Origin of the sequence: Rhodococcus sp. PML026 (assembly GCF_000963615.1) — a bacterium.
Taxonomy (GTDB): domain Bacteria; phylum Actinomycetota; class Actinomycetes; order Mycobacteriales; family Mycobacteriaceae; genus Rhodococcoides; species Rhodococcoides fascians.
This window is the reverse complement of sequence record NZ_KQ031371.1, coordinates 542,567-568,386: the sequence shown is the minus strand read 5'-3', so window position 1 is coordinate 568,386 and position 25,820 is coordinate 542,567. Positions and strand designations below refer to the sequence as shown.

The window sequence follows — 25,820 nt, the reverse complement described above, 5'->3', positions numbered from 1 at the left end:
TCGCATTTCCTTCCACCATGTCGCACCGCGTGCGAGCGTCGTTACACCTCGAGCCGAGACGGCACGCCCCGGCTCAGTAGTGCTCGCGAAAACCGCCGATAGCGGTGATGGAATTGCCGTCGGGATCCGTGGCCGTGGACAGCCGAACGCCCTTGTTCGCTTCGACGATGTCGGCGAAGTCGATTCCGCGCGAGTGGGCCGCCGACACGAACGGTTCGAGGTCGTCGACCGCCACATTGACCAGCGACGAGCCTGCACGCTCGGAATCGACGGTCACCTGCACCCATGCTCCGGGAGCGGCCTGCCACTCCACCAGTGTCGACATCGGATTGTTGTCCGCCCGGCGGTCGAACAACTTCTCGTACCAGGCGTTCGCGATATCGATGTCCCGGACCGCCACGACCGCCAAAATGTGTCTGAACATGTCGTTCTCCTCCGTTGCTGTCGGGTTCTGCACATACGGACCGGTGCCGAGGGCTCGACTCACCGGACAGAACTTGTCGGTGGCTCGAGTAGGGTCGTCACCAGTCCGAATTCGGGCGTTCTCAGACGAGCAGGCAGGGGACTTCGACCGTGTTGACGCTCCACCGCGCCGAACGTGCAGGAACGCTCGCTGCAGCCCTCGCCGATGTTCTGTCGGAGCCGTTGCCCGATGCCTTCGTGCCCGAAATCGTGTCGGTGCCGGCAAGAGGTGTCGAGCGGTGGCTCACCCAACGTCTGTCGAGCGTCCTGGGCGCTCCCGACGGTGATGGAATAGCCGCGAACATCGAGTTTCCGAGCCCGGCGAGGTTGGTCGCGCGCACCATCTCCGAGGTCGACGGCATCGATCCCGACGACGACCCGTGGTCTCACAATCGAGTGCTGTGGACCGCGCTGTCGGTGATCGACGACTGCCGCACCGAACCGTGGGCCGCGGTGCTCTCCAAGCATCTGGGTTCGGGATCGGACGATCATCGGGTAGGGCGCCGCTGGTCGACGGCCGCGCACATCGCGGAGCTGTTCCGCGCCTACGGATCTCAGCGACCCCAGATGCTGCGCGACTGGCGCGCCGGACGATTCACCGACGGGCTCGGCCAGGAACTGGACGACGACCTGACGTGGCAACCGCGGATATGGAGCCTGGTACGCGAGCGGATCGGCAGTCCGAGTCCCGCCGAGCGCCTTCCCGATACGTGTTCGACACTGCGATCGGAACCGAACGCGGTGGACCTACCGTCCAGGTTGTCGGTGTTCGGTCCGACTCGGCTGACCGCCGACCAACTCGACATCCTGCACGCGCTCGCGCACCACCGCGACGTCCACATCTGGATCCCACACCCCAGCCCGTCGATGTGGGCCACACTCGCCGACATCCCGGCGGCCACCCGACGGCGCGACGATGTGACCGCTCTGGCCGTCGAGCACCCGCTGCTGGCGAGTCTGTCGCGCGACGTGCGGGAACTGCAGGCAACCATCGGCTCGATCACCGATCACACCGTGCACCACGAAGGGCCCGAACCAACGCGGACCTTGCTCGGAACGATCCAATCCGACATCGCCGGCGACGAAGTGCCCTCCCGCGCAACGACGGTCGGCGAAGCGGCGCTCGCAGACGGCACCGTGCAGATTCACGCATGTCATGGGCCTGCCCGCCAGGTCGAGGTGCTGCGCGAGTCTCTGCTGCATCTGTTCACCGACGACCCGACTCTCGAACCCCGTGACGTGCTCGTCATGTGCCCGGACGTCGAGACCTATGCGCCGCTGATCCGTGCCAATTTCGGCCAGGCCACATTGGTGCATCCCGGTCATCGGCTGCGGGTCCGGCTTGCCGATCGGGGCCTGCGTCGCACCAATCCGGTACTGGATGTAGTGGCTACGGTGCTCGACTTCTCCGAGGGGCGAGTGACGGCCAGCGAACTACTCGATTTCGCGGCGAGCGGCCCGGTGCGGCAGAAGTTCTCGTTCACCGACGACGACCTCGAACGCCTCCGCGAATGGGTCGCCACGTCCGGAGCCCGCTGGGGTTTGACGGTACGACAACGAGAATCCTTCGGTTTGAACAACTTTCGGCAGAACACCTTCAAGTCCGCACTCGACCGTATCCTCCTCGGGGTAGCGGCGGACGAGAGTGGGAACGACTATCTCGACCTCGCGCTGCCCCTCGACGACGTGGACAGTAACGACATCGGGCTCGCGGGCCGATTCGCCGAGCTGGTCGACCGGCTCGCCTCGGTACTACGGGCGCTGTCCGGGCGCGCCCCGGTGACCGAATGGACGCGGCAGCTCGGCCGCACCCTCGATCTGCTTGCCGACGTGCCCACCGCCGACGAATGGCAACTGGCGCAAGCGCATCGTGAGATCGCCGAGGCCACCGAACACGGCGACACCGCCGAGCTGCGGCTGGCGGACGTGCGCGCCATGCTCGGTGGCCGGCTCACCGGCCGCCCCACCCGAGCGAACTTTCGCACCGGAGAGCTCACCGTGTGCACGATGGTGCCGATGCGATCGGTCCCGCACCGCGTCGTGATCCTTCTCGGTCTCGACGACGAGGTGTTCCCCCGCGTCGGCAGCCTCGACGGAGACGACGTCCTCGCACGCGACCCGGCCGTCGGCGAACGCGACATCCGCAGCGAGGACCGCCAACTACTGCTCGACGCCGTGATGTCCGCCGAAGAAAAGCTACTGCTCTTCTACACCGGTGCCGACCCCGTCGACGGATCGACCAAGCCGCCCGCGATCCCGCTGCGCGAGTTGATGGACGTCCTCGACGTGACCGCCGGCAAAAGCGTCGAACACCGGCATCCGCTGCAGCCCTTCGATCCTCGCAATTTCGAGGCCCGACACCCGTTCAGTTTCGACACGGTGGCGTTGGCGGGCGCAGTGTCTCAGCAGCGACCGTCCGTACCGGTGCCGTTGTTCTTGCCAGATGCATTGCCCCCAGCGAATTCGGGCGACGTGGAACTCGCCGACGTGATCGCGTTCGTGGAGAATCCGGTTCAGGCGTTTCTGCGTCAACGTCTCGGGTTTCGAGTTCCCGAGCTCGAAGACGATCTGGCGGACAGTCTCGACATCGAACTGGATCCGTTGTCTCGGTGGAACATCGGCGATCGGATGTTGGCGGCGGTGCTGGCCGGCACGGACATCGGCGAATTCGCCGACGCCGAATGGCGGCGAGGCACGTTGCCTCCGTTTCATCAAGGTCGGCGCGAGATGTCCGACATCCGCCGAGTCGTCGGAATCATCGCCGACGCGGCCGCGCCGTTTCACGACGGCCCGGCCGAGACCACCGACATCGTGGTCGATCTCGGTGATGGGCGACGTCTGACCGGTACCGTCACCGGCATTCACGACCGGACACTCGTGCGTTCGTCCTATTCACGGCTGGCGGCCAAGCACAGGCTCGCGGCGTGGGTGCGTCTGCTGGCGGTGGCATCGTCCGAGCCGGGGGAGTGGAGCGCGGTCACCATCGGGCGCGCCAGCGGAATGCGTCCGCCTCGCCGGTCCCGCCTGACGACCCCTCCGAATCCCCTCGCGGTACTCCGCGACGTGGTGGACCTGTGGGATCGCGGATTGGTTGCGCCGCTGCCGATCTCGACCGGAACGACAGCTGCCTACGCGGAGAAGCGGTTCGGCGGCGGATCGATCGAGGACGGTTACGAATCTGCCGGCTGGGCGTGGCGCGGCGATTTCGGTGACGGCACCGACCGATCGTTGCGATACGTGTACGGCCCGACGCTCTCGTTCGGAACGTTGCTCGATCCGAGCCCTCTCGACGACGAGACCGACCCCGCGAACGAGCAGAGCCGCTTCGGAGTTCTCTCCCGCCGGTTGTGGGATCCATTGCTGACCGCAGAGAACATGGGGAACGCATGACCGCCGCACGCGGATTCGACCTCCTCGGTCCGATGCCCACCGGGACGACCGTGCTCGAGGCCAGTGCCGGAACGGGCAAGACGTACGCGATCGTCGGACTTGCGGCGCGGTACATCGCCGAAGGACTGGCCGAGATCTCGGATCTTCTGCTGGTGACATTCAGTCGGGCGGCGACCCAGGAATTGCGCGATCGCACCCGCAGCCGGTTCGCGTCGATCGCCCGAGACCTCGGTGATCCGGACGCTGCGCGTGGTGCGCGTGACCCTCTCGTCGCCTTTCTCGCCGCGGCAGACGACGACGAAGTGGACAAGCGGCGCCGGCGACTGCGTAAAGCGCTGTCGGACTTCGATGCCGGGACGATCGTCACCACGCACAGCTTCTGTCAACGCATGCTCGACGGGCTGGGTATCGCGGGTGAGCGCGAACCCGAATCCACGTTCGTCGACTCGGTGTCGGATCTGCTCGATCAGGTGGTCGACGATCTGTATCTGCAGATGTTCAGCGGCGACGACGACGCACCTCCGTTCGGGCGACGCGACGCCCAACAACTGGCCGCGGCTGCCGTCGGAGATCAACAATCGATCCTGTACCCCGACATCGACGACCTCGACGGTGACGACGGCAACCGGGAAGCCGCCCTGCGGGTGCAGTTCGCTCGGGAGGCCCGCCGTGAGGTCGAGCGTCGCAAACGTCTTCTCGGCATCCGCGACTACAACGATCTACTCGGACTGCTGCACTCGGTGTTGTCCGATCCCGTGCACGGGGAGGCAGCATGCGCGCGCGTGCGAGACCGGTTCCGTGTCGTGTTGATCGACGAATTCCAGGACACCGACCCCATGCAGTGGGACATCCTGCGCCGGGCCTTTCACGGCTACGCGACATTGATCCTCGTCGGAGATCCGAAGCAGGCCATCTACGCTTTCCGCGGTGCCGAAGTGCTGAGTTATCTGGATGCGGTGCAGTCGGCCGATCATCTGTACGAGCTGACGGCGAATTGGCGTAGCGACTCCGGGCTCCTCGACGCGTTGGACCATCTCTACGGAGGTGCCGCTCTCGGACACGACGATATCGTCGTCCATCGCGTCGAAGCGCGGAACCCGTTCTCGCGCATGGCAGAACATTCTCCGCTGCGGCTGCGCTATCTGCCTCGCACCGGAGCAGGACCGTTACGTTCGGGATTTCCGGCGGTGGATCGACTTCGCTCTCGGGTGGCTGCGGATGTGGCGGCCGAGATCGTGACGCTCCTGTCCGGGAACGCCGTCATGGACCGGCCGGACGGGCCGAGGACGGTCGAACCGCGGGACATCGCGGTGTTGACTCGCACGACCAAACAGGTTGCGCTGATTCGAGATGCACTCGACGCAGTAGGTGTGCCGTCGGTGGTGTCGAGCAGCACCAGCGTCTTCGGCACCGACAGTGCTCGACACTGGTTGTGGCTACTGCAAGCGATCGAACAACCGCACCGCACCGACCGCGTCAGACTCGCAGCCCTGACACCTTTGCTCGGTTGGACTGCCGCCCAACTCGATTCCGGGGCCGAGGACGCTCTGTCGCAGGTGAGCAGCCGGCTGCGTGAGTACTCCGTGCTGTTCGACGAGGCGGGTTTCGCGGCAGTGTTCGAGCGGGTGTCGGCGCAGTCGGGTCTCGATGCTCGGTTGCTCGCGGTCGAGGCGGGGGAGCGCACGATGACCGACCTGCGGCACATCGCCCAACTGCTCAATCGTGCAGCGGTATCCGAATCGTACGGAATCACCGCTCTCACTCGGTGGCTCACCGATCGAATCAAGGAACCGGCAGCCGGCGGTTCAACCGATCGCAGTCGCCGGCTCGACAGTGACTCGGCGGCAGTGCAGATCATGACAACGCACGGGAGCAAGGGGCTGGAATTTCCCGTCGTCTACCTTCCGTACGCCTGGGACACGCTCTACTTCAGCTCACCGTCGACCCTGCTGCTGCACGAGGACGGCCACCGCATCCGGGACGTCGGCGGTCCCTCCGGGGCCGGCTACGCAGCACGAAAGCTTGTCAACGATCGTGAAGAAGCCGGAGAAGAACTACGGCTGCTGTACGTGGGACTCACCAGAGCCCAGTGTCAGGTGGTGTTGTGGTGGGCACCGGGACGCAACACTGCTACGTCGTCGTTGCACCGCATGCTGTTCGGCCGCATTCCGGGGATTGCGCAGCCGGAGCCGTCGTACAAGGTGCTCGACGACGCCACTACCGCCAACCGCTTGCAATCCTGGGTCGGTCCGTCAGCGGATCTGATCTCGATCGAGGCAGTCGGCCCCACACCACCCTCGGACCAGCAGTGGGTGCGCCCCGAGGAGGAACACCGCGACGTCACTGCCGCTCGCTTCGGGCGTGCTCTGGATCTGCTGTGGCGTCGAACGTCCTACTCGGCCTTGACGGCTCACGCGCACGATGCGTCGCCCGTCGAGCCGGAGGTGGGGGTGACCAGTGAGGCCGAGCGGCCCGAGAAAGCGGATGAGCCTGTCGAACCTCCGCTGGGAAGCGCGAACTCGGACGAGTCCGTGGACGGGATCGAGTCACCTATGAACGGCATGCCGGCCGGTGCCGCATTCGGAACGCTGGTGCACGAGGCCCTAGAGCACGTCGATACCTCCGCAGCCGATCTACTGTCCGAACTCGAGCAGCGCTGCAGAGCTGCCGTTGCCTCACGGATGGCAGATGTCGATCCGACGGCTCTGGCAGCCGCCCTGTTGCCGGTGATGCAGACACCGTTGGGCTTCGGGACGCTGGCCGACATCGCGCCGAACGACCACCTGGCCGAGCTGGATTTCGAGCTGCCCTTGGCCGGAGGCGACGACCCGGTGGAATCGAGCGTGACTCTGACATCGGTTGCGCAGCTGCTGCGTCGACATCTCGACCCGGCGGATGTCCTCGCGGACTACGCCGATCTGCTCGATGCAGTGGAAGCCACCCCACTGCGCGGCTTTCTCACCGGAAGTATCGACTCCGTTCTTCGGGTACCCGGCCCTCGCTACATCGTGGTCGACTACAAGACCAACCGCCTGGCCCGAGGCGATCTGACGACCGGCAATTTCACGCGCGAGAAGATGGCGCAGGAGATGATGCGGTCGCACTATCCGCTGCAGGCCATTCTGTATGCCGTTGCGTTGCACAGGTATTTGCGATGGCGTCAACCGAACTACCGGCCGGAGACGCATCTCGGCGGAGTACGGTACCTGTTCGTTCGGGGCATGGTGGGGCCGCAGACTCCGGCCGGCTGCGGTGTGTTCGACTGGGATCCGCCTGCGGCACTGGTGGTCGAGTTGTCGGATCTGCTCGCCGGAAAGGTACAACGATGACGAGTGTCTCGACGGCGCTGCGCGGCAGCGGAATTCTGCGGTCCTTCAACGACGCCGGTGTACTGACAGCGGCCGACGTGCACGTGGCGTTGCGGCTCGGTGCCCTGGCCGGGGAAGCCTCCGAACCGGTGCTGCTCGCCACGGCTCTGACGGTGCGCGCAGTGCGATCCGGATCGATATGTCTGGACCTGCAGCGACTGCGGGATGTCACGGTGGACGAGGAATCGGACGTGGATCCGAGCCTTCTTCCCTGGCCCGATCTGTCCGACGTTCTCGACGCGTTGGCGGTCAGCCCGCTCGTGGTCGGCAGCGCCAACGGGCCGCTGACGCCGCTGAAGCTGGTGCGCACCGACCTGGGTGAACTGCTGTACCTGGATCGATATCACCTGCAGGAGAATACAGTTCGAGGCATACTCGACGCTCGATCGCAGTCGCACCCCGTCGTCGACGGTGCAAAGATCGACCGTGCGTTGGCCGAATTGTTCATCGACGAATCCGGCGCACCCACCACCCCTCCCGATCGACAGCGGATTGCAGCAGCCCTCGCGGCGACGCACTGGACCACGGTCATAGCGGGCGGGCCGGGCACCGGTAAGACCCACACGGTGGCTCGAATTCTGGCGCTGGTGGTTCGAGAACACGGCAGCGATGTGAGAATCGGTCTTGCCGCCCCCACCGGCAAGGCTGCCGCTCGCCTGCAGGAGTCGGTGGCCGAGCAAGCGGGACTGCTGGGTCTCCCGGCAGAACTGAAAGCAATGACTCTGCATCGCCTGCTCGGGTGGAAACCGGGCAGCAAGACCAGGTTTCGTCACGACTCCCACAATCGACTGCCCTACGACGTGGTGGTCGTGGACGAGACGTCGATGGTGTCGTTGACGATGATGTGTCGCCTGCTCGAAGCAGTTCGACCGGAATCGCGGTTGATACTCGTGGGCGATCCCGATCAGTTGACGTCCGTCGACGCCGGAGCAGTGCTGGCCGACCTCGTGGCACGGCCGGTCACCGGCACCGAGAACCCAGTGTTGGCGCACCTGGTCGACGCGGATTTCGACGCAGCCGAGGATCCGGACGAGGCGGCGCTCAGTGCGTTCGAGCGAGACAGGTTGCGCGGCGGAGTGGTTCGGCTCAGCCGCGGTCGACGATTCGGTGGCGCGATCGCCCGTCTGGCCGTCGCAGTTCGAGACGGCCGCGGTGACGAGGTGATGAAATTACTCGAATCCGGTGACGACCAGATCTCGTTCCATGCACCCGAGGACACCGATGCATTGCGGGCCGACGTGGTCGATACCGCCGCCGAGGTCACAGCGGCGGCAACCCGCGGTGACGCCGCCGCGGCGCTGCTGGGACTGGAGAAGCATCGACTTCTGTGCGCGCACCGTGAGGGGCGGTGGGGCGTTGCGCTGTGGGATCGGCGGGCACTCGAGTGGGTGGGAGAAGCGAACAAGACCTTCCTCGACCCCGCCTACTGGTACCCCGGTCAGCCGCTGCTGGTGACGGCCAACGATCACGAAGCGCGAATCTACAACGGAGACACGGGTGTTGTGGTGTCGGGTGAGAACGGAACTCCGATGGCTGCTTTCGCGCGGGGTCGCGGCCACGTTCTCATTCACCCGAACGTCCTCTCTGCCGTCCAGACCGTGTACGCGATGACGATTCACCGGAGCCAGGGCAGTCAGTACGACACCGTGTCGGTTCTGTTGCCCGCCGAGGCATCGACTCTGCTCACTCGCGAGTTGCTCTACACCGCGATCACCCGTGCGCGGTCGCATGTACGGGTGATCGGCACCGAGGAGGCCATCCGAGCCGGAGTCGAACGTCAGGTCCTGCGGGCCAGCGGATTGCGGCGAAGGATTCTGTAGCAGTTCAGCGACAGGCGTGCCGGTCCGATCCGGCTGCAGCTGCGATACTGCGGGCAACCAACAGCCAAGTTCGGGCCAGTCCTGTCCAGACCGCGATCGAGGTGCCTGTTCCCTCGGCTGCGCTGCGGTCCGAGTGTGCGGCCGCCGAGCGATGCAGGGCGAGCGCGTGTACACCGAGTTCGTCGATGTCCGCCCCCACGCACACCGAGTGCACTGTTCGCGCGTCGAGTTTGCGACCGGTCAATTGGCACAGGGTGTGCAGTGATCGCAGTTCGTCGGGAACGTCGGTGATGTCGGACGGGGGATCGGTCGGCGTCGAGTCGGCACTGCCGTCCTGGGCAGTGCTGGACCGGACGCCGACGATTCCGCGCTGGAGGTCGATCGGTCCCGAGGCGGCTCCGTCTGCGGCGACGCCCCACACGCTGAGAAACGACGGGTGGGGAACGTTCCACAGCTCCCGGAACGCCCGGGTCACCATTTCGGCGACGAGTGCAGCGTCGGCCCTCGAATCCGTTCGGGTGAGATCGATGATCGACCCGTCTGCGACGGGCTTGCCTCGGTCCAGCCACCCGAAGTCGAGCAACTGAACGTCGAGGGTGACCGACTCGGGTGCCTCTGGATACAGCAGCGAGGGCAGCGACGCGATCGACACCAGAGCCCCGTCTCGAGTTGCTGCGATGTCGATGTACGGCCGGAGCCCACGCTCGCCCGGGCTGGCCTGCGCGGCCGTCACAGTGATGTAGTCCCGCATCGGCAGCGACCGCAGGTGCGCGTGCAGATTCTCGGTGAACGTGCCCCATGCACGCGCGGTGGTGGAGTCGAAATGGTCGTTCTGCACTGCGTTCACGGTGCACACCCTCTACTCGGACGAGAACTTCATTGCTGTGCCCGTGACGGTAGCGAGGGGGTCCGACAAGAACGGCCCGTCAGTACACGTCGCGCAGATAGCGCTTGGCGCGCTTGAGGTCGTTCACGTAGTCCTCCGCGGCGTCGGAGGAGCGCCCACCGTGTTCGGCGACAACCTCGTGGAGTGCCTCGTCGACTCCCTGCGCCATGCGTGACGCGTCTCCGCAGACGTAGATCTGTGCGCCTTCTTCGAGCCAGCCGTACAGCTGCCTTCCGGCCTCGCGCATGCGGTGCTGTACATAGATCTTCTCGAACTGGTCACGCGAGAACGCCAGATCCAGCCTGGTCAACAGACCGTCACGCTCGAAGTCCGTGAGTTCGTCCTCGTAGAGGAAGTCGCTCGCTCGATGTTGGTCCCCGAAGAACAGCCAGTTTCGGCCCGACGCACCGCGAGCCCGACGTTCGTGCAGAAACGCACGGAACGGTGCTACTCCGGTGCCCGGACCGATCATGATGATCGGAGTGTCGTCGGAAGGAAGTCGGAACGACTTGTTGGCCGAAAGAAACACTCCCGCTTCCTGCGCGTCGCCGACACGATCTGCCAAGTACGTCGAGCACACCCCGCCGCGATCTCGTTCGGCCGATCGGTATCTCACGGTCGACACGGTGAGGTGCACGCTTCCCTCGTGCGCTGTCGGCGACGACGAGATCGAATAGACGCGGTGCTGCAGGGGACGGAGCAGGCCCAGGAATTCGGCGGGGTCGAGAGCACCCGACCGATCGAGGTCGAGAACGTCGACGACGTCGCGTCCCCATGTCCACGCGTCGAACGACGCCCGGTCGCCGTTCTGCAGCACGTGGTCGAGTTCGGCATCACCGGCCCGCTCGGCGATGGCTTCTATCAGGTCCATCGACGGTATGCCGATTTCGTATTCGGTGGTCAGGGCCTGGGCGAGGCTGATCTCTCCGGACTTGGTGTGGACGGCCGTGTCTGCGGGGACACCGAGACGGTCGATCACGGCCGAGACCAGTGCGGCGTCGTTGACGGGTTTGACGCCGAATCCGTCTCCCGCCTCGTAGGTGATTCCGCTGTCACCGAGGTCGATCGAGAAGTGTCGTACTTCTTTTGCAGAGGTGGGACCGGACAGCAATCGGTTGCTCGACACCTGCGCGCGGTACGGATTCTTCCGATTCCACGGTGACCGCTTCGATGCTGTTCGGGTGGTGCCGAGGTCGCCGGTTCGAGCGTCGATGTCCTGTACCTGCCTTGCCGTAGCTGTCGTGATCGGTCGAATGTCGAGAGTTCGAGAACCCCGTGGTATCGAAATGCCCGAACTGATCGAAACCTTAGTAGGGACCGCTCAGTTGCGGTGCAGCACCTCGATACCGTCCACGGAGTAGACGACGTCGTATCCGGTGGTCAGTGCCCGGTCGATCGCCTGCCGATCGCCGCGTTCGTCGGTCGGCCAACCCGCGGGCCGTTCTCGGTTGACGACGATCCAGTCCGGGACGGTCGAGTCGGTCGGTCGCTGCGGAAACACCGAGACGTCGTGGTCGGCGACGAGTTGTGCCACGAGGTTGTTCGACGCTGCAACACGGTCACCGGCCGGGATCCAGGCCGAGATGTCGCGGGCAGTGGCTGCTTGTGGATCGACACGCCACTCCTCGGCGTGCACCATCCGCGACATGGGCAGGAACGGTAATGCCACCAGTGCGAACGCAGCGACGAAGGCGACGATCGCTCGTCGACCTCTTTCGGTCAGCTGGGCGTGGCGCTCGCTGCGTGCCAAGGCGTCGATCAGCGCGACGAAGACGATCACCATCAGAATGGCGTTGTAGTGGTAGATCGGTTTCCAGAAGTTGGTGTTGTCGCTGAGGAAGCGCCAGGCAACCGTCGGTACCGCGACCAGCAGGAGTGGAGAGCGCAGCGCGAAGAACCCCGTGACGGAAAGCAGCAGAAACGCCGTTGCGGCCCGGGAGTCTCCGGCAACCAGCCCGTGCGCGGTATCGGCGATCCCTTCGCCGATGGGCGGCAATTTCGAGCCCTGGCCGTACGAGTCGTCGGAGCTCAGCGCGGGAACGATCACCTTGACGGTCACTATCACCCAGGTCAGCCCCCACACCGCGGTCATCGCGCCCAGGATGCGCGGGCGGCCGGTGGTGAACAGGGCAACCAGTGCGCCGATGACGACGACCGTCAAACCCATGTCCTCTTTGACGAACACCAGCGGAAGAGCCCAGGCCAGAGCGGGCACCCAGCGTTCGCGAACGAGAGCCACCAGGGACATTGCCAGTAACGGCATCGCGAAGGCCACTTCGTGGAAGTCGAAGTTCAGCGCGGCTTGTACGCCCCACGACAGGCCGAACGCGCCGGCAATCACTGTTCCGACGACAGTGCCGAATTTCTGCACCGCCAATCGACTGATCGGAATCACCGCGAGCGCGAACAGAACCGCCTGAGCGACGAGCAGCGTCTCGGCATGAGGGAAGACGCGGTACACCGGACCCAGCAGGGCCGTGATCGGCGAGAAGTGATCACCGAGGGTGTTGTAGCCGGTGCCCAGCAGATCTGAGGTCGGAGCCCGAAACTGCGAGTACGACGCGACCTGCTGCACGAATATTCCGAGGTCGAAGCCCGATGTGCGCAGTTGACGGTGGCCGAGAACGGACATCGTCGAGTACAGCGATGCAAGGAGTACGAACGCGACGGTCGGGACCATCACATCGGGAGACCGGAGTCTCCTGCGCAGACGGCCGATGGCACGTGTGCCGGTCGTAGTTGCGGCGACGCTATCGCCGTCGGTGACGACCTGGGATTTCTCGGTAGTGGTCACGAGATGGCATGTCTACCGGACCGACGTGAGATCTTCCTGAGAAACGCCGGTCAGCGCTTGCGTTTCTTTCCTTGCGTGCGTCGCGGCGGCTGCGAGGTCAGGTGGTAGTACAGCGCGTCCTCGGAGTCCTCCACGACGACGTCGATGTAGTCGCCCACCTCGAGGTAATCGTTGACTGCGATGCGATCGGTCGAGCCGATCACGGCTTTGACCGACCGTGCGGGGACGAGCCCACGGCGCCCGTCCGGACCGACGGCCAGGGCGTAGCGAGGGCCGGTGCGCGTGACGCGTGCCCGGATAAAGTCGGGGTCCTTGGGGATCGGGTCGGGTGCTACCACGCTGCCGTCCTTCGAGGCGGCGGTCAGCGAGTCGAGCTGCGCGGCGAGATCGTCGGCCATGGCGTCGACTTGATCGAGCAGGTGCGCCATGTGCGCGGCGTAATCGGTGTGCTTCTTGGTCGGTTTGAGTGCTTCACCGGGCTTGTACATGTCCTCGTGGGTCAGCTCGCCCCACGCGTCCTGCAGCCGCGTCTTGACCTGAACCTCCACCTTCACGTCGAGGTCGCCCTGATGAGTGGCCACTCGTACGACAAGCACAGCGTGATATGCCCGGTATCCGCTCGGCTTGGGAAACGAGACGTAGTCGGTGGGCGGCTGCGCGAACCGCACCGAGCATTTCGGATCGGTACACGCGCGCTCGAGTGCGGTGACGAACGAGAGCTGGTCCCGTGGGGTCTTGCACAGCACCTTGATGCCGACCAGATCGGGCAGTGCGTCGGCCACGGCGTCGGCGTCGTGCGGTTCGCTGATGCGTCCCTCGGACAGATATCGACGGAGTTTGTCGGCAGATCTGCCAGGGTCCTTGATCCGCGCGGTCTGGGCATTGAGTCTGTCTCGGTCGACATCTTCGAGTATCTCGTCGGCGATGGTCTCGAGAAAATTCTGTGCGGTGACGAGTGCGGCTTCCCACGCGCGACGACGATGCAGATACAGCTCTTCTACCAAGTCGTCGATGCTGCTGAGCGATGTCACGAGCCGAGGTTAACCCAGAGGCCCGACCAATCCCGGCGGTGGCGCGCGATCGGCCGTCGATGCGGGCGAACCCGGTTTAAGCTCTTCCGCATGACCGTGGCATCTGTGCAGAACGACGACTTCGTCGCGCAGTTCGATCCGTTCCGTCGCGAGCTGTTGGCGCACTGTTACCGCATGACCGGGTCCATCCACGACGCCGAGGACATGCTCCAGGAGACCTACATCCGCGCCTGGCGGGGGTACGCCAAGTACGAGGGCCGATCGTCGCTGCGCACCTGGCTGTATCGAATCGCAACGAACACGTGCCTCACCGCCCTCGAGGGACGAGCCAAGCGTCCGCTTCCTACCGGACTCGGCGCGCCGAGTTCGGGCCCGACCGACGAGCTGGTGCAGAACAACGAGGTGCCGTGGCTCGAACCGATTGCCGACTCGGATCTGGCCGACTCGAACGACCCGGCCACGTTGGTGGTGGGGAGGGAGTCGGTTCGCCTCGCGTTCGTCGCGTCGCTGCAGCATCTGTCGTCGAGACAACGCGCAGTGCTGTTGATGCGCGAGGTGTTGCAGTGGAAGGCCTCCGAGGTCGCCGAGGTTCTCGCCACGACGACCACTGCGGTCAACAGCCTCCTGCAGCGGGCCCGCGAGCGACTCGAAGAGATCGCTCCGGAACTGGACAACGTGGAACCCATCGAATCTGCCGAACTGCGCCAGCTCCTGGCCCAGTACGTGGAGTGCTTCGAGCGTTACGACATCGACCGGCTGGTCACACTCTTCACCTCGGACGCGGTGTGGGAGATGCCCCCGTTCGTCGGCTGGTATCAGGGAGCCGAGACGATCGGATCGCTCATCCGAAACAACTGCCCCGCCCAGGGAGCGGGCGACATGCGGATGGTGGCGACATCAGCGAACGGTCAACCTGCGTACGGGCTCTACATGGTGGGCGAGGACGGAATACATCGACCGTTCCAACTACACGTTCTCGACGTCGACGCTCGAGGCGTCGGGCATGTCGCCTGCTTCTTCGATCTGTTGCTGTTCGATCGATTCGGACTGCCCGACCGCCTCTGAGCGACATCAGCTCGTCGGAACGGCCGAGGGGTCCATCCACATCACTTCCCACACGTGATCGTCCAGATCACGGAATGCTCGGCCGTACATGAACCCATGATCCTGCGGTTCCATCCACTTCGATCCACCCGCGGCGATGGCCGCGTCCGTGAGTGAGTCGACCTCGGCGCGGCTGTCGGCCGAAATGCACATCAGTACCTCACGAGCCGACGTCGTGTCGCAGATCGAATCGGAGATGAAATCCCCGAACCTCGATGTGGCCAGAAACATCACCGTGGCCTGGTCGCTGACGATCATCGAGGCGGTGTTTTCGTCGCTGAAAATCTCGTTGAACTCGAAGCCGAGACCCTCGAAGAATGCGCGGGTGGCCACGACATCGCGGACGGGCATATTGGCGAACAGCAAACGGGACATGGATGACACCTATTCGTCGGGTACCGGCACGACCGTCGAACAACGGTCGTGCCGGTACTGACAACGGTCCGTCGACAAATTCACCGGTGCCTTGCCCAGACACGACGCGACCCCGCCGAGACGTGCTCGACGGGGTCGCGGACTGCGAAATAAAGGGGGAAGGACGTTACCGGGTGATCTGCGCGAGGCGGGAAAGCATCCGCGAGAAAACTCGGCCGTCGTTGCCGAGATCGGCGTAGGGGTCTGCTGTGGTGTCCGACACGGTGGCGTCGGGCGTCACGGCAGCGAGGGTGCGCGCCAAGCGGGTGCGGCGCTCGATGGCGTCGAGGATGTTGGCGTCCAGCGTTGAAACTTCGTCGAAGAGTTGGTCGACGTCTGCGATCGCGTTGTCGGCATTGCTGGTGCCGGCTGCGAGCGAATCGATCTGAACAGTCACATCGTCTCCTTTTGTTCGCGTCCTGAGGTGTGAGTCGTTCGTCCGAGCCGAACCGTTACAACCCAAAATGTGTGAACGCGATGTTTCGTCTCGCAAACCAAGATGCCCACTGGACGGGCCTGGGCCAACCTTTACGGGGTGTGATGCTGCATACAGTTCGTTCGGTTCGATTTTCTCCGGCCTTCCGAACCGAGGCGTCGGAGTGGTTGCGCTCACGCCGTTCCGGGTAGCCAGGTCGTCGATACCCCCACGTGCAAGGAGTGAGCGATGCGATACGACTACCTGATCATCGGCGGCGGAATGGTTGCCGACAGTGCTGCTCGTGGGATTCGTGAACACGACGCAACGGGTTCCATCGGGATCTTCGGAGCCGATTCCGACGAGCCGTACACGCGCCCCGCGTTGTCGAAGAAGTTGTGGACCGACAGCGACTTCGGCCGTGATCAGGTTCCGCTCGGCACCGCCTCGGACACCGGTGCCGAGGTCCATACGGGTACGCGTATCGCGTCGGTAGACCGGTCGAAGCAGGCGGTCACGACAGCGGCCGGTGAGACCCACGAGTACGGAACGCTCTTGTTCGCAACCGGCGCAGCGCCGACGCAGATCGACCTGTCGCCCAGTCCACGAGTGATCTACTTCCGCACCTTCGCCGATTACCGGATGTTGCGGGAATTGACCGAGACCGCGGAGCACATAGCGGTGGTGGGCGGCGGCTACATCGGAACGGAAATCGCAGCAGCGCTGTCTCAACAGGGTGTCAAAGTCACCCTCGTCACGTCCGACGACGTCGTGGGCAGCCACATGTTCCCCCGCTCGCTGGCCGCCGGATTCGACAAAGGGTTCTCCGATCACGGGGTCACCGTGCGCCGAGGAACCAAGGTCACGTCGGGTGCGGAGGCGTCGGCTCGTGTCCAGCTGCAATTGGACGACGGGTCCGCGGTGGAAGCAGATGGGGTCGTGTTCGGCCTCGGTGTCCGGCCCAGCACAGACCTGGCCGAGGCGGCAGGTCTCGAGGTGGACAACGGCATCGTCGTCGACGAGTTCCTGCGCACCGCGGACGAGCACATCTACGCGGCCGGCGACGTGGCCAACTACCCGGACGCCATTCTCGGTCGCCGACGCATCGAGCACGTGGACAACGCAACCGAGATGGGCAAAGCGGCGGGCCGCAACATGGCAGGTGCCGGCGCGGCCTACACCTACACTCCGTACTTCTACTCCGACGTGTACGACGACGGCTACCAGGCAATCGGAACGGTGGCAACGTCGCTGAACACGGTGGAGAACTGGAAGACGATCGGCAAGGAAGGCGTCGTCTACTACCTCGACGACGATGCCGTCGTGCGCGGGGTACTGATGTGGAATGTCTGGGAGGGGCTGGACGAGGCGCGCACCTTGCTGGCCGAGAAGAAGCCGCACACGGAGGAAACCCTGAAGGGGTTGATCTGAACTTTCTGGAACACTCGACGGCGAGCACGCCGGACCGCGGTGCGACCGAGGAGAAATCATGTCTCAGTTCGATGCAGGCGATTCGGCACAGCAGCGCGCTCGATTCGATGACCGGGTGCATCGCCTCTGTGCCGACTGTCGGCTACCCGGCCATTCCGAGCCCTTGTCCGACGCCGCCGCAACGGCCGTCGCGGCGGGCAGGGTCGACGGAGCAACCAGAACGGTGCTCATCGCTCGGTGGCGTGCGGGGCGTTCTCTCCCGTCGGTCGGGGGATTCGGAACCTTGCGGCAGTTGGTGGACGAGCGAGATCGATGGCGTGCCAAGGATTCGTCGGGTAAGCCCGGCGCGGCCTTGGTCTACAAGTTGCGAGTCGCGGAGTCGAACAAGCGGATCGAGCATCTGCGAACCACGGTGGTGATGTCGAACCGGCATTACGCCAACGGCGTCCGCGCGGCACGCAAGGAACGTCGCGAAGGTATCCATCTCGACCTGGAACAGCGCGACGCGGTCTTCGATGCATTGATGCACACGCCCGCACCCCTCAAGTACGGGGTGCTCGCCGAGCGAGGTCTGACGTTGGCGGACGCCGCAAAGGATCGAGTCAGCACGCTTGCACGTAGAACGCCCATCGACAAACGGGTGCAGTGGGCAGCCGGGGTGGTCGATCAGTTGATCGATCGCAAAGACGACCGATTCTCGGACCGCTACGACACGCTGCTGTTTCTCGCGGGCACCTCGTTCGATCGCATACATCGCTCGCCGGCGTGGCAGTCGACGTACTTCGAGTTTCAGCGAAGCCAGGTCGATCTGTTCGTCGAGCTCGCCGAAATCTCGGTCGATGCAACGTCTTTGCGCTCGGTGGGGGACGAGTTGATCCGTATAGGTCGGACGATGGTCGACGAGGACACGGCGGAACAGGTCGAATCACGTCGCCGCGCACTGGAAGTCGTATGGACCCAATTGACGGGACGAGTGGCTGCGTTGGTTCGTTTGGCCGATCTGGTCGAGTCCTCGGAGGGTGAAGCACGTACGTCGGACGCCATGGCTCGTGCCCACAGCCTCGACGATCGAATAGACGATCTCGTCGGACGGTCGGGGAGCCGGGAGATGTCGGCAGAGAACACGCATTTCGTCGGTGATCAGGTGCACTCCCAGTGGCGCGATCAGGTGCCGACATCGACACCCGACCGCGCCGTCGAGCTAGGCGATGATGGCGAAGAGAATGCCGGCAACCGCGAAGCTGACCACGGACAGAATCGTCTCGAGGACGGTCCACGTCTGTAGCGTCTGCTTGACGGTGAGGTTGAAGAACTTCGAGATGATCCAGAAGCCTCCGTCGTTGACGTGGCTCGCGATGATCGAGCCCGCTGCGATGGACATGGCGATCAATGCGACGGCGGGGGCCGAGTAGTCCTGCGCTGCGACAAGTGGGCCCACGATGCCACCGGTGGTGACGATCGCGACGGTGGCCGAACCCTGTGCGACACGCAGTGCACAACTGATGATGTACGCCAGGACGATGATCGGTAGACCTGCCGCCGCCATGGTGTCGGCCAGTGCGGTGCCGATCCCTGTGGCAGAGATGACCTTTCCGAAGAAAGCACCCGCGCCGACGACGAGCAACAGCATGCCGACCGGGCGCAGCGACTCACCTGTGAGCTTGCTCAGCTCCTGAACGGTGGACCCGCGGCGGATGCCCAGAACGTAGAACGCGATCAGCACGGCAATGAGAAGTGCGACGGCCGGAGTGCCGAAGAATGTCAGCACTTCGAGCAGATTGCCCGGGTCGAGCAGGATGCCACCGAAGGTGGCACCGAGGATGAGGACCAGCGGCACCGCGATGATCGCGCCGATGGTGCCCACCGAGGGAGGCGTCGTGACCAGCGGTCGTGCGGTGGTGACGGCACCGGTGCCACCGTTCGAGTCGCGGGGCGAGTCGTCCCCGTCGTTGATGAAGTCGTCCGGAACCTCGACGATGATGCGCTTGCCGATCCAGTTTCCCCACACCAGGCCTGCAGCGATGAATCCGGGTATGCCACAGATGAAGCCGAACAGGATCAGCCAACCGAGATTGACCTCGAGCAGTCCACCGAGTGCCACCGGCCCGGGGTGCGGCGGCAAGAATGCGTGCGTCATCGACAAGCCGGCGAGCATCGGCAACGCGTACAGCACCAGCGACCTTCCGCCTTGGCGCGCGGCGACGTACACCAGCGGGGCGAGCACGAAGATGCCGATGTCGAAGAACACCGGGATACCGAAGATCAATCCGAGCAGGCCCATCGCGACGGGTGCGCCGCGTTCGCCGAAAATTCCGAGCAACTTGGCGGTCAACGCCTGTGCGCCGCCGGACTTCTCGAGTATGGCCCCCAGTACGGTGCCGAGGCCGATGATGACGGCGATATGCCCGAGAATTCCGCCGAAGCCGGTCTCGAGCAACGACTCGTTGCTCTTGATCGCGGTTCCGACGATTTGATTGACCGGTAAACCGGCAGCCAGGGCCAGGCCGAGTCCGACGATGAGCAGTGCGACGAACGGTTCCAGTTTGATCTTGATGATCACGACGAGCAACACGGCGATTGCTATGCCGCACAGCACCAGAAGGCCGGGTGTCGAGGTTCTCAGCCAGTCGACGGCAGAATTCATGACAGTTCTTTCTCGTTGGCGGTTTCGATGGCGTGGACGAATGCCCGGGCTCGTGCTGCGATGTCGTCCCACTGAGCGGTAGCAACAGAATTCGGCGGCACCACATCCGTGCCGGCAGTTACTGCCACTGCTCCGGCTGCCAGAAAGTGTGCGGCATTTGCGGCGTTGACGCCGCCGGACGGGACCAGACGTGCATCCGGGAACGGACCGAGCAGATCCTTGAAATAGGCCGGTCCGACGGTGCGCGCCGGGAAAATCTTCACCGCGTCTGCACCGAGGTCGAGCGCGGTCATCACCTCGGACGGGGTGAGTGCCCCCATCATCAGCGGTATGCGCGCGGCGGTCACCACGGCGGCGACGTCTGACCGCAGCCCCGGTGTCACGACGAAACTGGCACCCGAGTCCAGGGCGGCCCGGGCTTGATCGGCTGTGAGGACCGTTCCGGCCCCGACGATGGCACCCGCATCGGATGCGGCCCGGATGAGGTCGAGGACTCCCGGCGTGGTGAACGTGAGCTCCACGGCGCGAATTCCGCCGCCGGCCAGGGCGTGTGCGAGTGCGGCAGGATCCGAGATGTGCGGCGCGCGCACCACGGCAAGTGCGCGGTCTTCGAGAATTGCCGTCAGTGCATTCACGACGTCTGCTTTCTGGCTGAGTCCATACGCAGGGCATGGCCTGCCAAGGAGTGGGTGGGAAGGAAATCGTCTATCGCGAACGAGCCGTTCACCATCACGTGGCTGATTCCCGCGGCCTGCTGTTTGGGCTCTTCGAACGTGGCGGTGTCTCGAACGGTGTCCGGGTCGAACACCACGAGATCGGCAGCATGACCCACGGCGATCGTGCCGCGCCTGCGCAGTCGTAACCGTGCAGCCGGACGACCCGTGAGGTGATTGATGCACTCCTCGAGTGAGAGCAGTTGCTCGTCCCGCACGTAGTGGCCCAGATAGCGGGGGAACGTTCCCCATGCACGCGGATGTGGCTTTTCGCCTACGAGAATGGCGTCACTGCCGCCCATGTGGCGCGGATGCTGCATGATCTCGCGAACGTTCTCCTCGTGCCCGACATGCTGCAGGATGGTCGTGGCCAGAGCGTCGCGGCGTAGAAAGTCGAAGAACACGTCGACCGGCTCGAGCCCTTCGTCCGCCGAGATGTCGGCCATCGTGCGACCGACGTACCGGTCGAGTTCCGGGTTCGATACTCCACTGAGCTGAATCGTCTCCCACTCGACGGTGACTCCGTGGCAGCCGTCCGAGCCGTCGACATCGACGTCCTGCGCTATGCGGCGACGCTCGGCCGGATCGTCGAGTCGTTCCAGCGCTCGGTCCGGCCCACCCGACATCGCCCAACTCGGCAGCAGCGCAGACAGAGTCGTGGCCCCGGGTAGGTACGGATACGTATCGAGCGTGACGTCGCAGCCGTCGGCGATCGCGGAGTCGACAAGATCGAGAAATTCACGTGCCCGACCACGATTGACACCGAAGTTCATCGTTGCGTGGGTCAGATGCAGGGCGCATCCGGTTTCTCTGGAGAGATCGAGCATCTCCTGGTAGGCGTCGAGTGCACCCGCGCCGTACGACCGGGTGTGGGGAGCATAGAACCCGCCGAAGTCTGCCACTACCTCACACAGTGCTCGCAATTCGCTTGTGTCGGCATACATTCCGGGTGTGTAGGTGAGTCCGCTCGACATTCCGACGGCACCGTCCTGCAGACCCTGTGCCAGCAACTCCTGCATGTGGGTGATCTCGGACGGCGTTGCTGGGCGTCGATCGGCACCGACGGCCAGGTAGCGCAGCGTTCCCTGCGGAACCAGATATGCAGCGTTCGGAGTGATGCCACGGTCGAGTCGGGCGAGATACTCGGCAACCGTCCGCCAGGAGAAGTCCAGATCGACGGGATTGCCGTTCCACCCGGCGATCTGTCGCCGGATGACGTCCAACGTCGCATCGTCGATGGGCGCGTACGCGATGCCGTCCTGTCCGATCACCTCGGTGGTGACACCCTGGCTGATCTTGGCGAAGTGCCCAGGATCGGTCAGCAACCCCAGATCGGAGTGCGCATGCATGTCGATGAAGCCGGGGGACAGGACGTGACCTGGTGCTGCATCGACGATTCTGTCTGCACTGGAAAGGCTTCCGGGCTCGACGAGTGCTGCAATGGTGCCATCACGGACGAGAACGTCCCGACGCAGCCGCGCGGAACCGGTGCCGTCGATGACGTCGAACCCGCGAAATAGTGTGTCCGCCATCAAGTTCTGCTTCCTAGAAAAAGGTGTGTATCAGATCGACCACGAGTGGGTCGTCGCTGTCCGAGTCGTCCACGACGGGGATCAGACGCCATTTGTCGAACGCAGTGCAGGGGTGCGAGAGGCCGAGCCGCAGCACCGCCCCCACCGGAAGTGCGCCGGCGTCGTCTGCCGGTAGTCGAAGAAAAGCATGCTGGTCGTTGAGTGCCGTCACCTCCGCGGCCGGATCCAGGAGCTCATTACCTCGAACACGTTGCGGGACGGGCATTCCTTCGTCGAAAGGAAAGTCGCGCTTACCTGCGTCCAGCAATGCGAGGCCGGGCTCGGGGCGTGACACCACTCGCGCCCATCCGTGCATCGCAGAAACCAACGGCGTCTCGGTTCGGGCGGGAGTCAGCGGTGAGATCTGCGAATAGAAGCCGTCGTCGTGCGCCACGTAGGCCCCGGATCGGAGCACGACGTCGGTGCGCACGCCGTTGCCCGAGGTCAGAGAATGCAGGCGTTCGACCACCAGATCCTGGTACGCGCTCCCGCCTGCGGTCACAATGGCGTGATCTCCGTATAGTCCTTCGGCATCGAAGGTGCGATGCAGTGCGGCGAGAGTGTCGAGGTAGGTGCGTACTGCCGCGAGGCCGGCCTCGGAACGGTCGTGGCTCAGGGCACCCTCGTAGCCGCCCACACCGGCCAGTGCGAGGCGCGGTGACGCGGCGATCTCCCGTCCTACTGCGACGGCCTCCTCGGTCGTTCGCGCGCCGGTTCGTCCGTGCTCGCCGCCGAGTTCGACGACGACGGACACCGGTCGATCGCCGTGGTCGGCAAGGATGCGGTTCATCTCTCGCACCGTGGCGACGCTGTCCGCCCAGCAGTAGAACTCGAACTCGGGATGCGAGTCCAGTTCGGCAGCAACCCAATTCAGAGCAACAGGATCGACTTCGGCATTGGCGAGAACGATTCTCTCTACACCGAATGCGCGTGCCACCTGAACTTGCCAACCGGTAGCGAGGGTGATGGCCCAGCAGCCCGCATCCAGTTGCTGCTTCCACAGTTGGGGAGCCATGGTCGTTTTGCCGTGGGGTGCCAGGAGGACGCCCGCCTTCTTGGTCCACTGCGCCATCACATCGACGTTCGATGCGATGCGTGTCCTGTCGAGGGTGAGTACTGGGGTGGTGAACTCCGACAGCCGCGGCGCGGTGGCCAGAAAGCTCTCGGCGCTCTGTCCCCACGATCTCGCTGGAAACGATTTGTGTTCGGGCCCCAGGAGTCGTCGACTCAGCGCCTCGACTCCGGCAGTGTCGATCACGGCAGTCTCCTCGAGTTCTGCGTTGCGCTATATGCAACGACGGTTGCGTATCATGTCTTTCATTTGTAGTCTGCATCCAACGATGCATTCCCGCAAGAGTTCGAGGAGACGGACATGGCAGCCCCCCGGGTGGTGTGTGTAGGCGAAGGCCTCGCTGTCCTCGTCGCGGACCCTGGCCCACTGGAACGGTCGGAGACGTTCCATCGGACGGCTGGAGGTGCGGAAGCCAACGTGGCTCGTGTCCTCGTCCAACTGGGAATCGAGGCTGCGTGGGTCTCGCGGGTGGGTGACGACGGGTTCGGCCGATATCTGGTCGCGGAACTCGACGCTGCCGGTGTGGACACGTCGGGCGTGATCGTCGATAGCGGGCGGCCGACGGGCCTCTACATCAAGGAGCGCGGATCGGGGTCCGATCACCGTCACGACCTGCCTCTGGGAGACAGCGCGATGACGTACTACCGGTCTCTTTCGGCTGCTACTGCGCTCTCGCCCAACGATATTCACGACGAGGTGCGAGCGGCGATCGACTGCGCCGACATCGTCCATTTCACCGGCATCACCGTCGCCATCTCACCCACTGCGGAACAATTGACGCGAAGCCTGATGGCCGGCCCCTCCACTGTCAGCTTCGATCTCAACTATCGGCCGGCCTTGTGGGCCGGGCGTTCGGACGACGCGGCCCGCGTCCTCGGTGAGCACGTCCGCGGTAGCGACATCGTGTCGATGGGTGCCGACGAGGCCGCTTCGGTGTTCGGGACATCGAGTCCAGTGGAACTACGCGAGATGTTTCCCGAGCCCCGTCATCTGGTGATCAAGAACGATGCGCACACGGTGACGGCATTCGAGGGAGTCGTGCGAGTCGACGCCCCCGCATTGACACTCGACGTCGTCGAAAAGATCGGTGCAGGTGACGCTTTCGCCGGCGGCTTTCTGGCCGCGTTGCTGATGGGATACAGCGCGGCGCAGCGTGTGCGATTCGGACATCTCTGTGCCGCAGGCGCATTGACCGGCCACGGTGATGTAGCGAAAGTCCTGCCGCACGACGAACTGGCAGCACTGGCCGGAATCGACGACAATGCGTGGGCGACACTCGACTACGCGGCCGTGGCAGCGGTGCACACCGAGGCGGCGTTGTGAGCCAGAGCTTGTCGAGGGCGCTGACGATCCTGGGTTTGCTCGGGGACGGATCGAAGTCACTCGACGAACTCGCCGCAGTCCTCGGTGTACACAAGACGACGGTGCTGCGACTGCTTCGGACCATGGAATCGGACAGGTTCGTCAGCCATGGAGCAGATCACCGGTACCAACTCGGTTCGAGGCTGTTCGAGCTCGCAAATCACGCGCTCGAGCAGCGAGACGTGCGCACCGTCGCGCGACCGCATCTCGCTGCACTGAACTCCGACACGGGCCAGACGGTGCACCTGGCCACGTACGAGGCGGGGGAGGTCATCTACATCGACAAGTTCGACGCACAGCAGAGCGTGCGGATGTACTCACGCGTCGGCCGGCCGGCACCGCTGCACTGCACCGCGGTGGGAAAGATACTGGTCGCAGGCCGCCCGCGCGCCGAACGAGAAGAGATCGCTCGACGCATCACGTACACGCCGTTCACGGAACGCACGATCAGCACACCGGAGCAATACCTGCGCGAGCTCGAGCTCGTGGACCAGCAGGGTTTTGCGGAGGACCGTGAAGAACACGAATCTTTCGTCAATTGCGTCGGCTGCGCGGTGCGCAACGGGACCGGAGACGTGGTGGCCGCGGTGTCCATGTCGGTACCGGACATGTTGCTCGACCATCAGCAGGTACTGGCTGCGCTGCCCGCAGTGCGCGGCACGGCAGCGGCAATTTCCGAAGGACTGGGCTGGCGGCCGCCCGATCTATAAGACCGCCCACTGACAAACGACAGTTCGATGGAAGGAAAATCATGAGCGAAAAGATCGAAATCCGCACCACCGGTGCCCCGGCCCCGGCACACACCTTCTCCCAGGGGGTGCGGAAAGGGCCGTTCGTGCAGGTTTCGGGTCAGGGCCCGGTGGATCCGGCGACGAGCGAATACCTGTTCCCAGGTGACGTCGCCGCGCAGACCACTCGAACCTTGGAGAACGTCAAGGCAATCGTGGAAGCCGGCGGCGCGACGTTCGACGACGTCGTCATGCTGCGCGTGTACCTGACCAAGCGTGAGGACTTCTCGATCATGAACGACGCCTATGGCGAGTTCGTCTCGGCGAACACGACAGGCGACGTGCTGCCGAGCCGCACGACCGTGTTCACGGGGCTTCCGCGCGAGGAGATGTTGGTCGAGATAGACGCCATCGCCGTCGTCTGACTGCACGCTCGACCCAGATGTTCACACGAAAATTACATCTGACCAGGCGATTTGCGTAAGCGTTGGTCTTCGCGTAACTTTTGTCGAGTCAGAGCGACACGGACACCGACCCGGTCTTCACAAACCGGGACAACGAGGTTGTACGGAGTACGTCCTGAACAACCCAGACAAGGCAGAGGTTATCAGCCAT

19 protein-coding genes and 1 pseudogene are annotated in these 25,820 nt (G+C 64.3%); 9 read left to right on the top strand and 11 right to left on the bottom strand.

From position 1 onward, the window contains the following. Nucleotides 1-73: 73 nt before the first annotated feature. Nucleotides 74-424 carry a VOC family protein gene (locus VF34_RS10155; protein ID WP_045841383.1) on the bottom strand — a complete coding sequence of 117 codons (351 nt, stop codon included), beginning with the start codon at nt 422-424 and terminating at the stop codon, nt 74-76. 149 nt (nt 425-573) lie between these two features. On the opposite strand from VF34_RS10155, the gene recC reads away from it, so the two are divergent. Genes recC through recD form a run of 3 tightly spaced genes read left to right on the top strand, consistent with a single transcriptional unit; the run spans nt 574 to nt 9,040 of the window. Further along, the gene (recC, locus tag VF34_RS10150) at nt 574-3,852 is read left to right on the top strand and encodes an exodeoxyribonuclease V subunit gamma (RefSeq protein WP_045841337.1); all 3,279 of its coding nucleotides are present in this window, start codon (nt 574-576) and stop codon (nt 3,850-3,852) included. Continuing rightward, nucleotides 3,849-7,181, top strand: a complete 3,333-nt coding sequence (locus VF34_RS10145; protein ID WP_045841336.1) for a UvrD-helicase domain-containing protein — start codon at nt 3,849-3,851, stop codon at nt 7,179-7,181. The genes recC and VF34_RS10145 overlap by 4 nt, the downstream gene beginning before the upstream one ends. Further along, nucleotides 7,178-9,040 (top strand): exodeoxyribonuclease V subunit alpha, encoded by a 1,863-nt coding sequence (gene recD / locus VF34_RS10140; RefSeq protein WP_045841335.1) that lies wholly within the window; start codon nt 7,178-7,180, stop codon nt 9,038-9,040. Before VF34_RS10145 ends, recD begins: the two co-directional genes overlap by 4 nt. A gap of 4 nt (nt 9,041-9,044) precedes the next feature. Here the strand turns inward: recD and VF34_RS10135 are convergent, their stop codons facing one another. From VF34_RS10135 to VF34_RS10120, 4 genes and pseudogenes are all read right to left on the bottom strand, one after another. Next, complete coding sequence (locus VF34_RS10135) at nt 9,045-9,887, bottom strand: TY-Chap domain-containing protein (RefSeq protein ID WP_052718656.1); 843 nt, start codon at nt 9,885-9,887, stop codon at nt 9,045-9,047. Between the two features lie 79 nt (nt 9,888-9,966). Beyond that, a pseudogene (locus VF34_RS10130) lies at nt 9,967-11,136 on the bottom strand (sulfite reductase subunit alpha); the annotation flags it as partial. Between the two features lie 111 nt (nt 11,137-11,247). After that, the gene (locus tag VF34_RS10125) at nt 11,248-12,720 is read right to left on the bottom strand and encodes a DUF2079 domain-containing protein (protein ID WP_197077452.1); all 1,473 of its coding nucleotides are present in this window, start codon (nt 12,718-12,720) and stop codon (nt 11,248-11,250) included. A gap of 50 nt (nt 12,721-12,770) precedes the next feature. After that, the gene (locus VF34_RS10120) at nt 12,771-13,751 is read right to left on the bottom strand and encodes a GTP pyrophosphokinase (RefSeq protein ID WP_027497694.1); all 981 of its coding nucleotides are present in this window, start codon (nt 13,749-13,751) and stop codon (nt 12,771-12,773) included. Between the two features lie 90 nt (nt 13,752-13,841). On the opposite strand from VF34_RS10120, the gene VF34_RS10115 reads away from it, so the two are divergent. Continuing rightward, nucleotides 13,842-14,816, top strand: coding sequence for a sigma-70 family RNA polymerase sigma factor (locus VF34_RS10115; protein WP_045841333.1), 975 nt, complete (start codon nt 13,842-13,844; stop codon nt 14,814-14,816). A gap of 6 nt (nt 14,817-14,822) precedes the next feature. Here the strand turns inward: VF34_RS10115 and VF34_RS10110 are convergent, their stop codons facing one another. Continuing rightward, nucleotides 14,823-15,230 (bottom strand): VOC family protein, encoded by a 408-nt coding sequence (locus tag VF34_RS10110; protein WP_032364405.1) that lies wholly within the window; start codon nt 15,228-15,230, stop codon nt 14,823-14,825. A gap of 166 nt (nt 15,231-15,396) precedes the next feature. Then, complete coding sequence (locus VF34_RS10105) at nt 15,397-15,666, bottom strand: hypothetical protein (RefSeq protein ID WP_032364406.1); 270 nt, start codon at nt 15,664-15,666, stop codon at nt 15,397-15,399. 267 nt (nt 15,667-15,933) lie between these two features. Between VF34_RS10105 and VF34_RS10100 the strand changes: the two genes are divergently transcribed. After that, nucleotides 15,934-17,115, top strand: coding sequence for an NAD(P)/FAD-dependent oxidoreductase (locus tag VF34_RS10100; RefSeq protein ID WP_045841332.1), 1,182 nt, complete (start codon nt 15,934-15,936; stop codon nt 17,113-17,115). A 58-nt stretch (nt 17,116-17,173) separates the two neighbouring features. After that, nucleotides 17,174-18,400 (top strand): hypothetical protein, encoded by a 1,227-nt coding sequence (locus VF34_RS10095; RefSeq protein WP_045841331.1) that lies wholly within the window; start codon nt 17,174-17,176, stop codon nt 18,398-18,400. Here the strand turns inward: VF34_RS10095 and VF34_RS10090 are convergent. From VF34_RS10090 to VF34_RS10075, 4 genes are read right to left on the bottom strand one after another with little or no spacing between them, the layout of a single operon-like run. Next, on the bottom strand, nt 18,317-19,759 hold the full coding sequence (locus VF34_RS10090) for a GntP family permease (RefSeq protein ID WP_045841330.1): 1,443 nt from the start codon (nt 19,757-19,759) through the stop codon (nt 18,317-18,319). The two genes, VF34_RS10095 and VF34_RS10090, sit on opposite strands and share 84 nt — an antisense overlap. Continuing rightward, nucleotides 19,756-20,394: a bifunctional 4-hydroxy-2-oxoglutarate aldolase/2-dehydro-3-deoxy-phosphogluconate aldolase gene (locus VF34_RS10085; protein ID WP_027497688.1), complete on the bottom strand. Its 639-nt coding sequence runs from the start codon at nt 20,392-20,394 to the stop codon at nt 19,756-19,758. The genes VF34_RS10090 and VF34_RS10085 overlap by 4 nt, the downstream gene beginning before the upstream one ends. Beyond that, nucleotides 20,391-22,004: an N-acyl-D-amino-acid deacylase family protein gene (locus tag VF34_RS10080; protein ID WP_045841329.1), complete on the bottom strand. Its 1,614-nt coding sequence runs from the start codon at nt 22,002-22,004 to the stop codon at nt 20,391-20,393. The genes VF34_RS10085 and VF34_RS10080 overlap by 4 nt, the downstream gene beginning before the upstream one ends. 13 nt (nt 22,005-22,017) lie before the next feature. Continuing rightward, on the bottom strand, nt 22,018-23,301 hold the full coding sequence (locus VF34_RS10075) for a type III PLP-dependent enzyme domain-containing protein (protein ID WP_045841328.1): 1,284 nt from the start codon (nt 23,299-23,301) through the stop codon (nt 22,018-22,020). A gap of 114 nt (nt 23,302-23,415) precedes the next feature. On the opposite strand from VF34_RS10075, the gene VF34_RS10070 reads away from it, so the two are divergent. Genes VF34_RS10070 through VF34_RS10060 form a run of 3 tightly spaced genes read left to right on the top strand, consistent with a single transcriptional unit; the run spans nt 23,416 to nt 25,630 of the window. Then, nucleotides 23,416-24,438 carry a sugar kinase gene (locus VF34_RS10070; RefSeq protein WP_045841327.1) on the top strand — a complete coding sequence of 341 codons (1,023 nt, stop codon included), beginning with the start codon at nt 23,416-23,418 and terminating at the stop codon, nt 24,436-24,438. Continuing rightward, nucleotides 24,435-25,187 carry an IclR family transcriptional regulator gene (locus tag VF34_RS10065; RefSeq protein WP_045841380.1) on the top strand — a complete coding sequence of 251 codons (753 nt, stop codon included), beginning with the start codon at nt 24,435-24,437 and terminating at the stop codon, nt 25,185-25,187. The genes VF34_RS10070 and VF34_RS10065 overlap by 4 nt, the downstream gene beginning before the upstream one ends. 41 nt (nt 25,188-25,228) lie before the next feature. Continuing rightward, nucleotides 25,229-25,630 carry a RidA family protein gene (locus tag VF34_RS10060; RefSeq protein ID WP_032384918.1) on the top strand — a complete coding sequence of 134 codons (402 nt, stop codon included), beginning with the start codon at nt 25,229-25,231 and terminating at the stop codon, nt 25,628-25,630. The last annotated feature ends 190 nt before the right edge of the window (nt 25,631-25,820 follow it).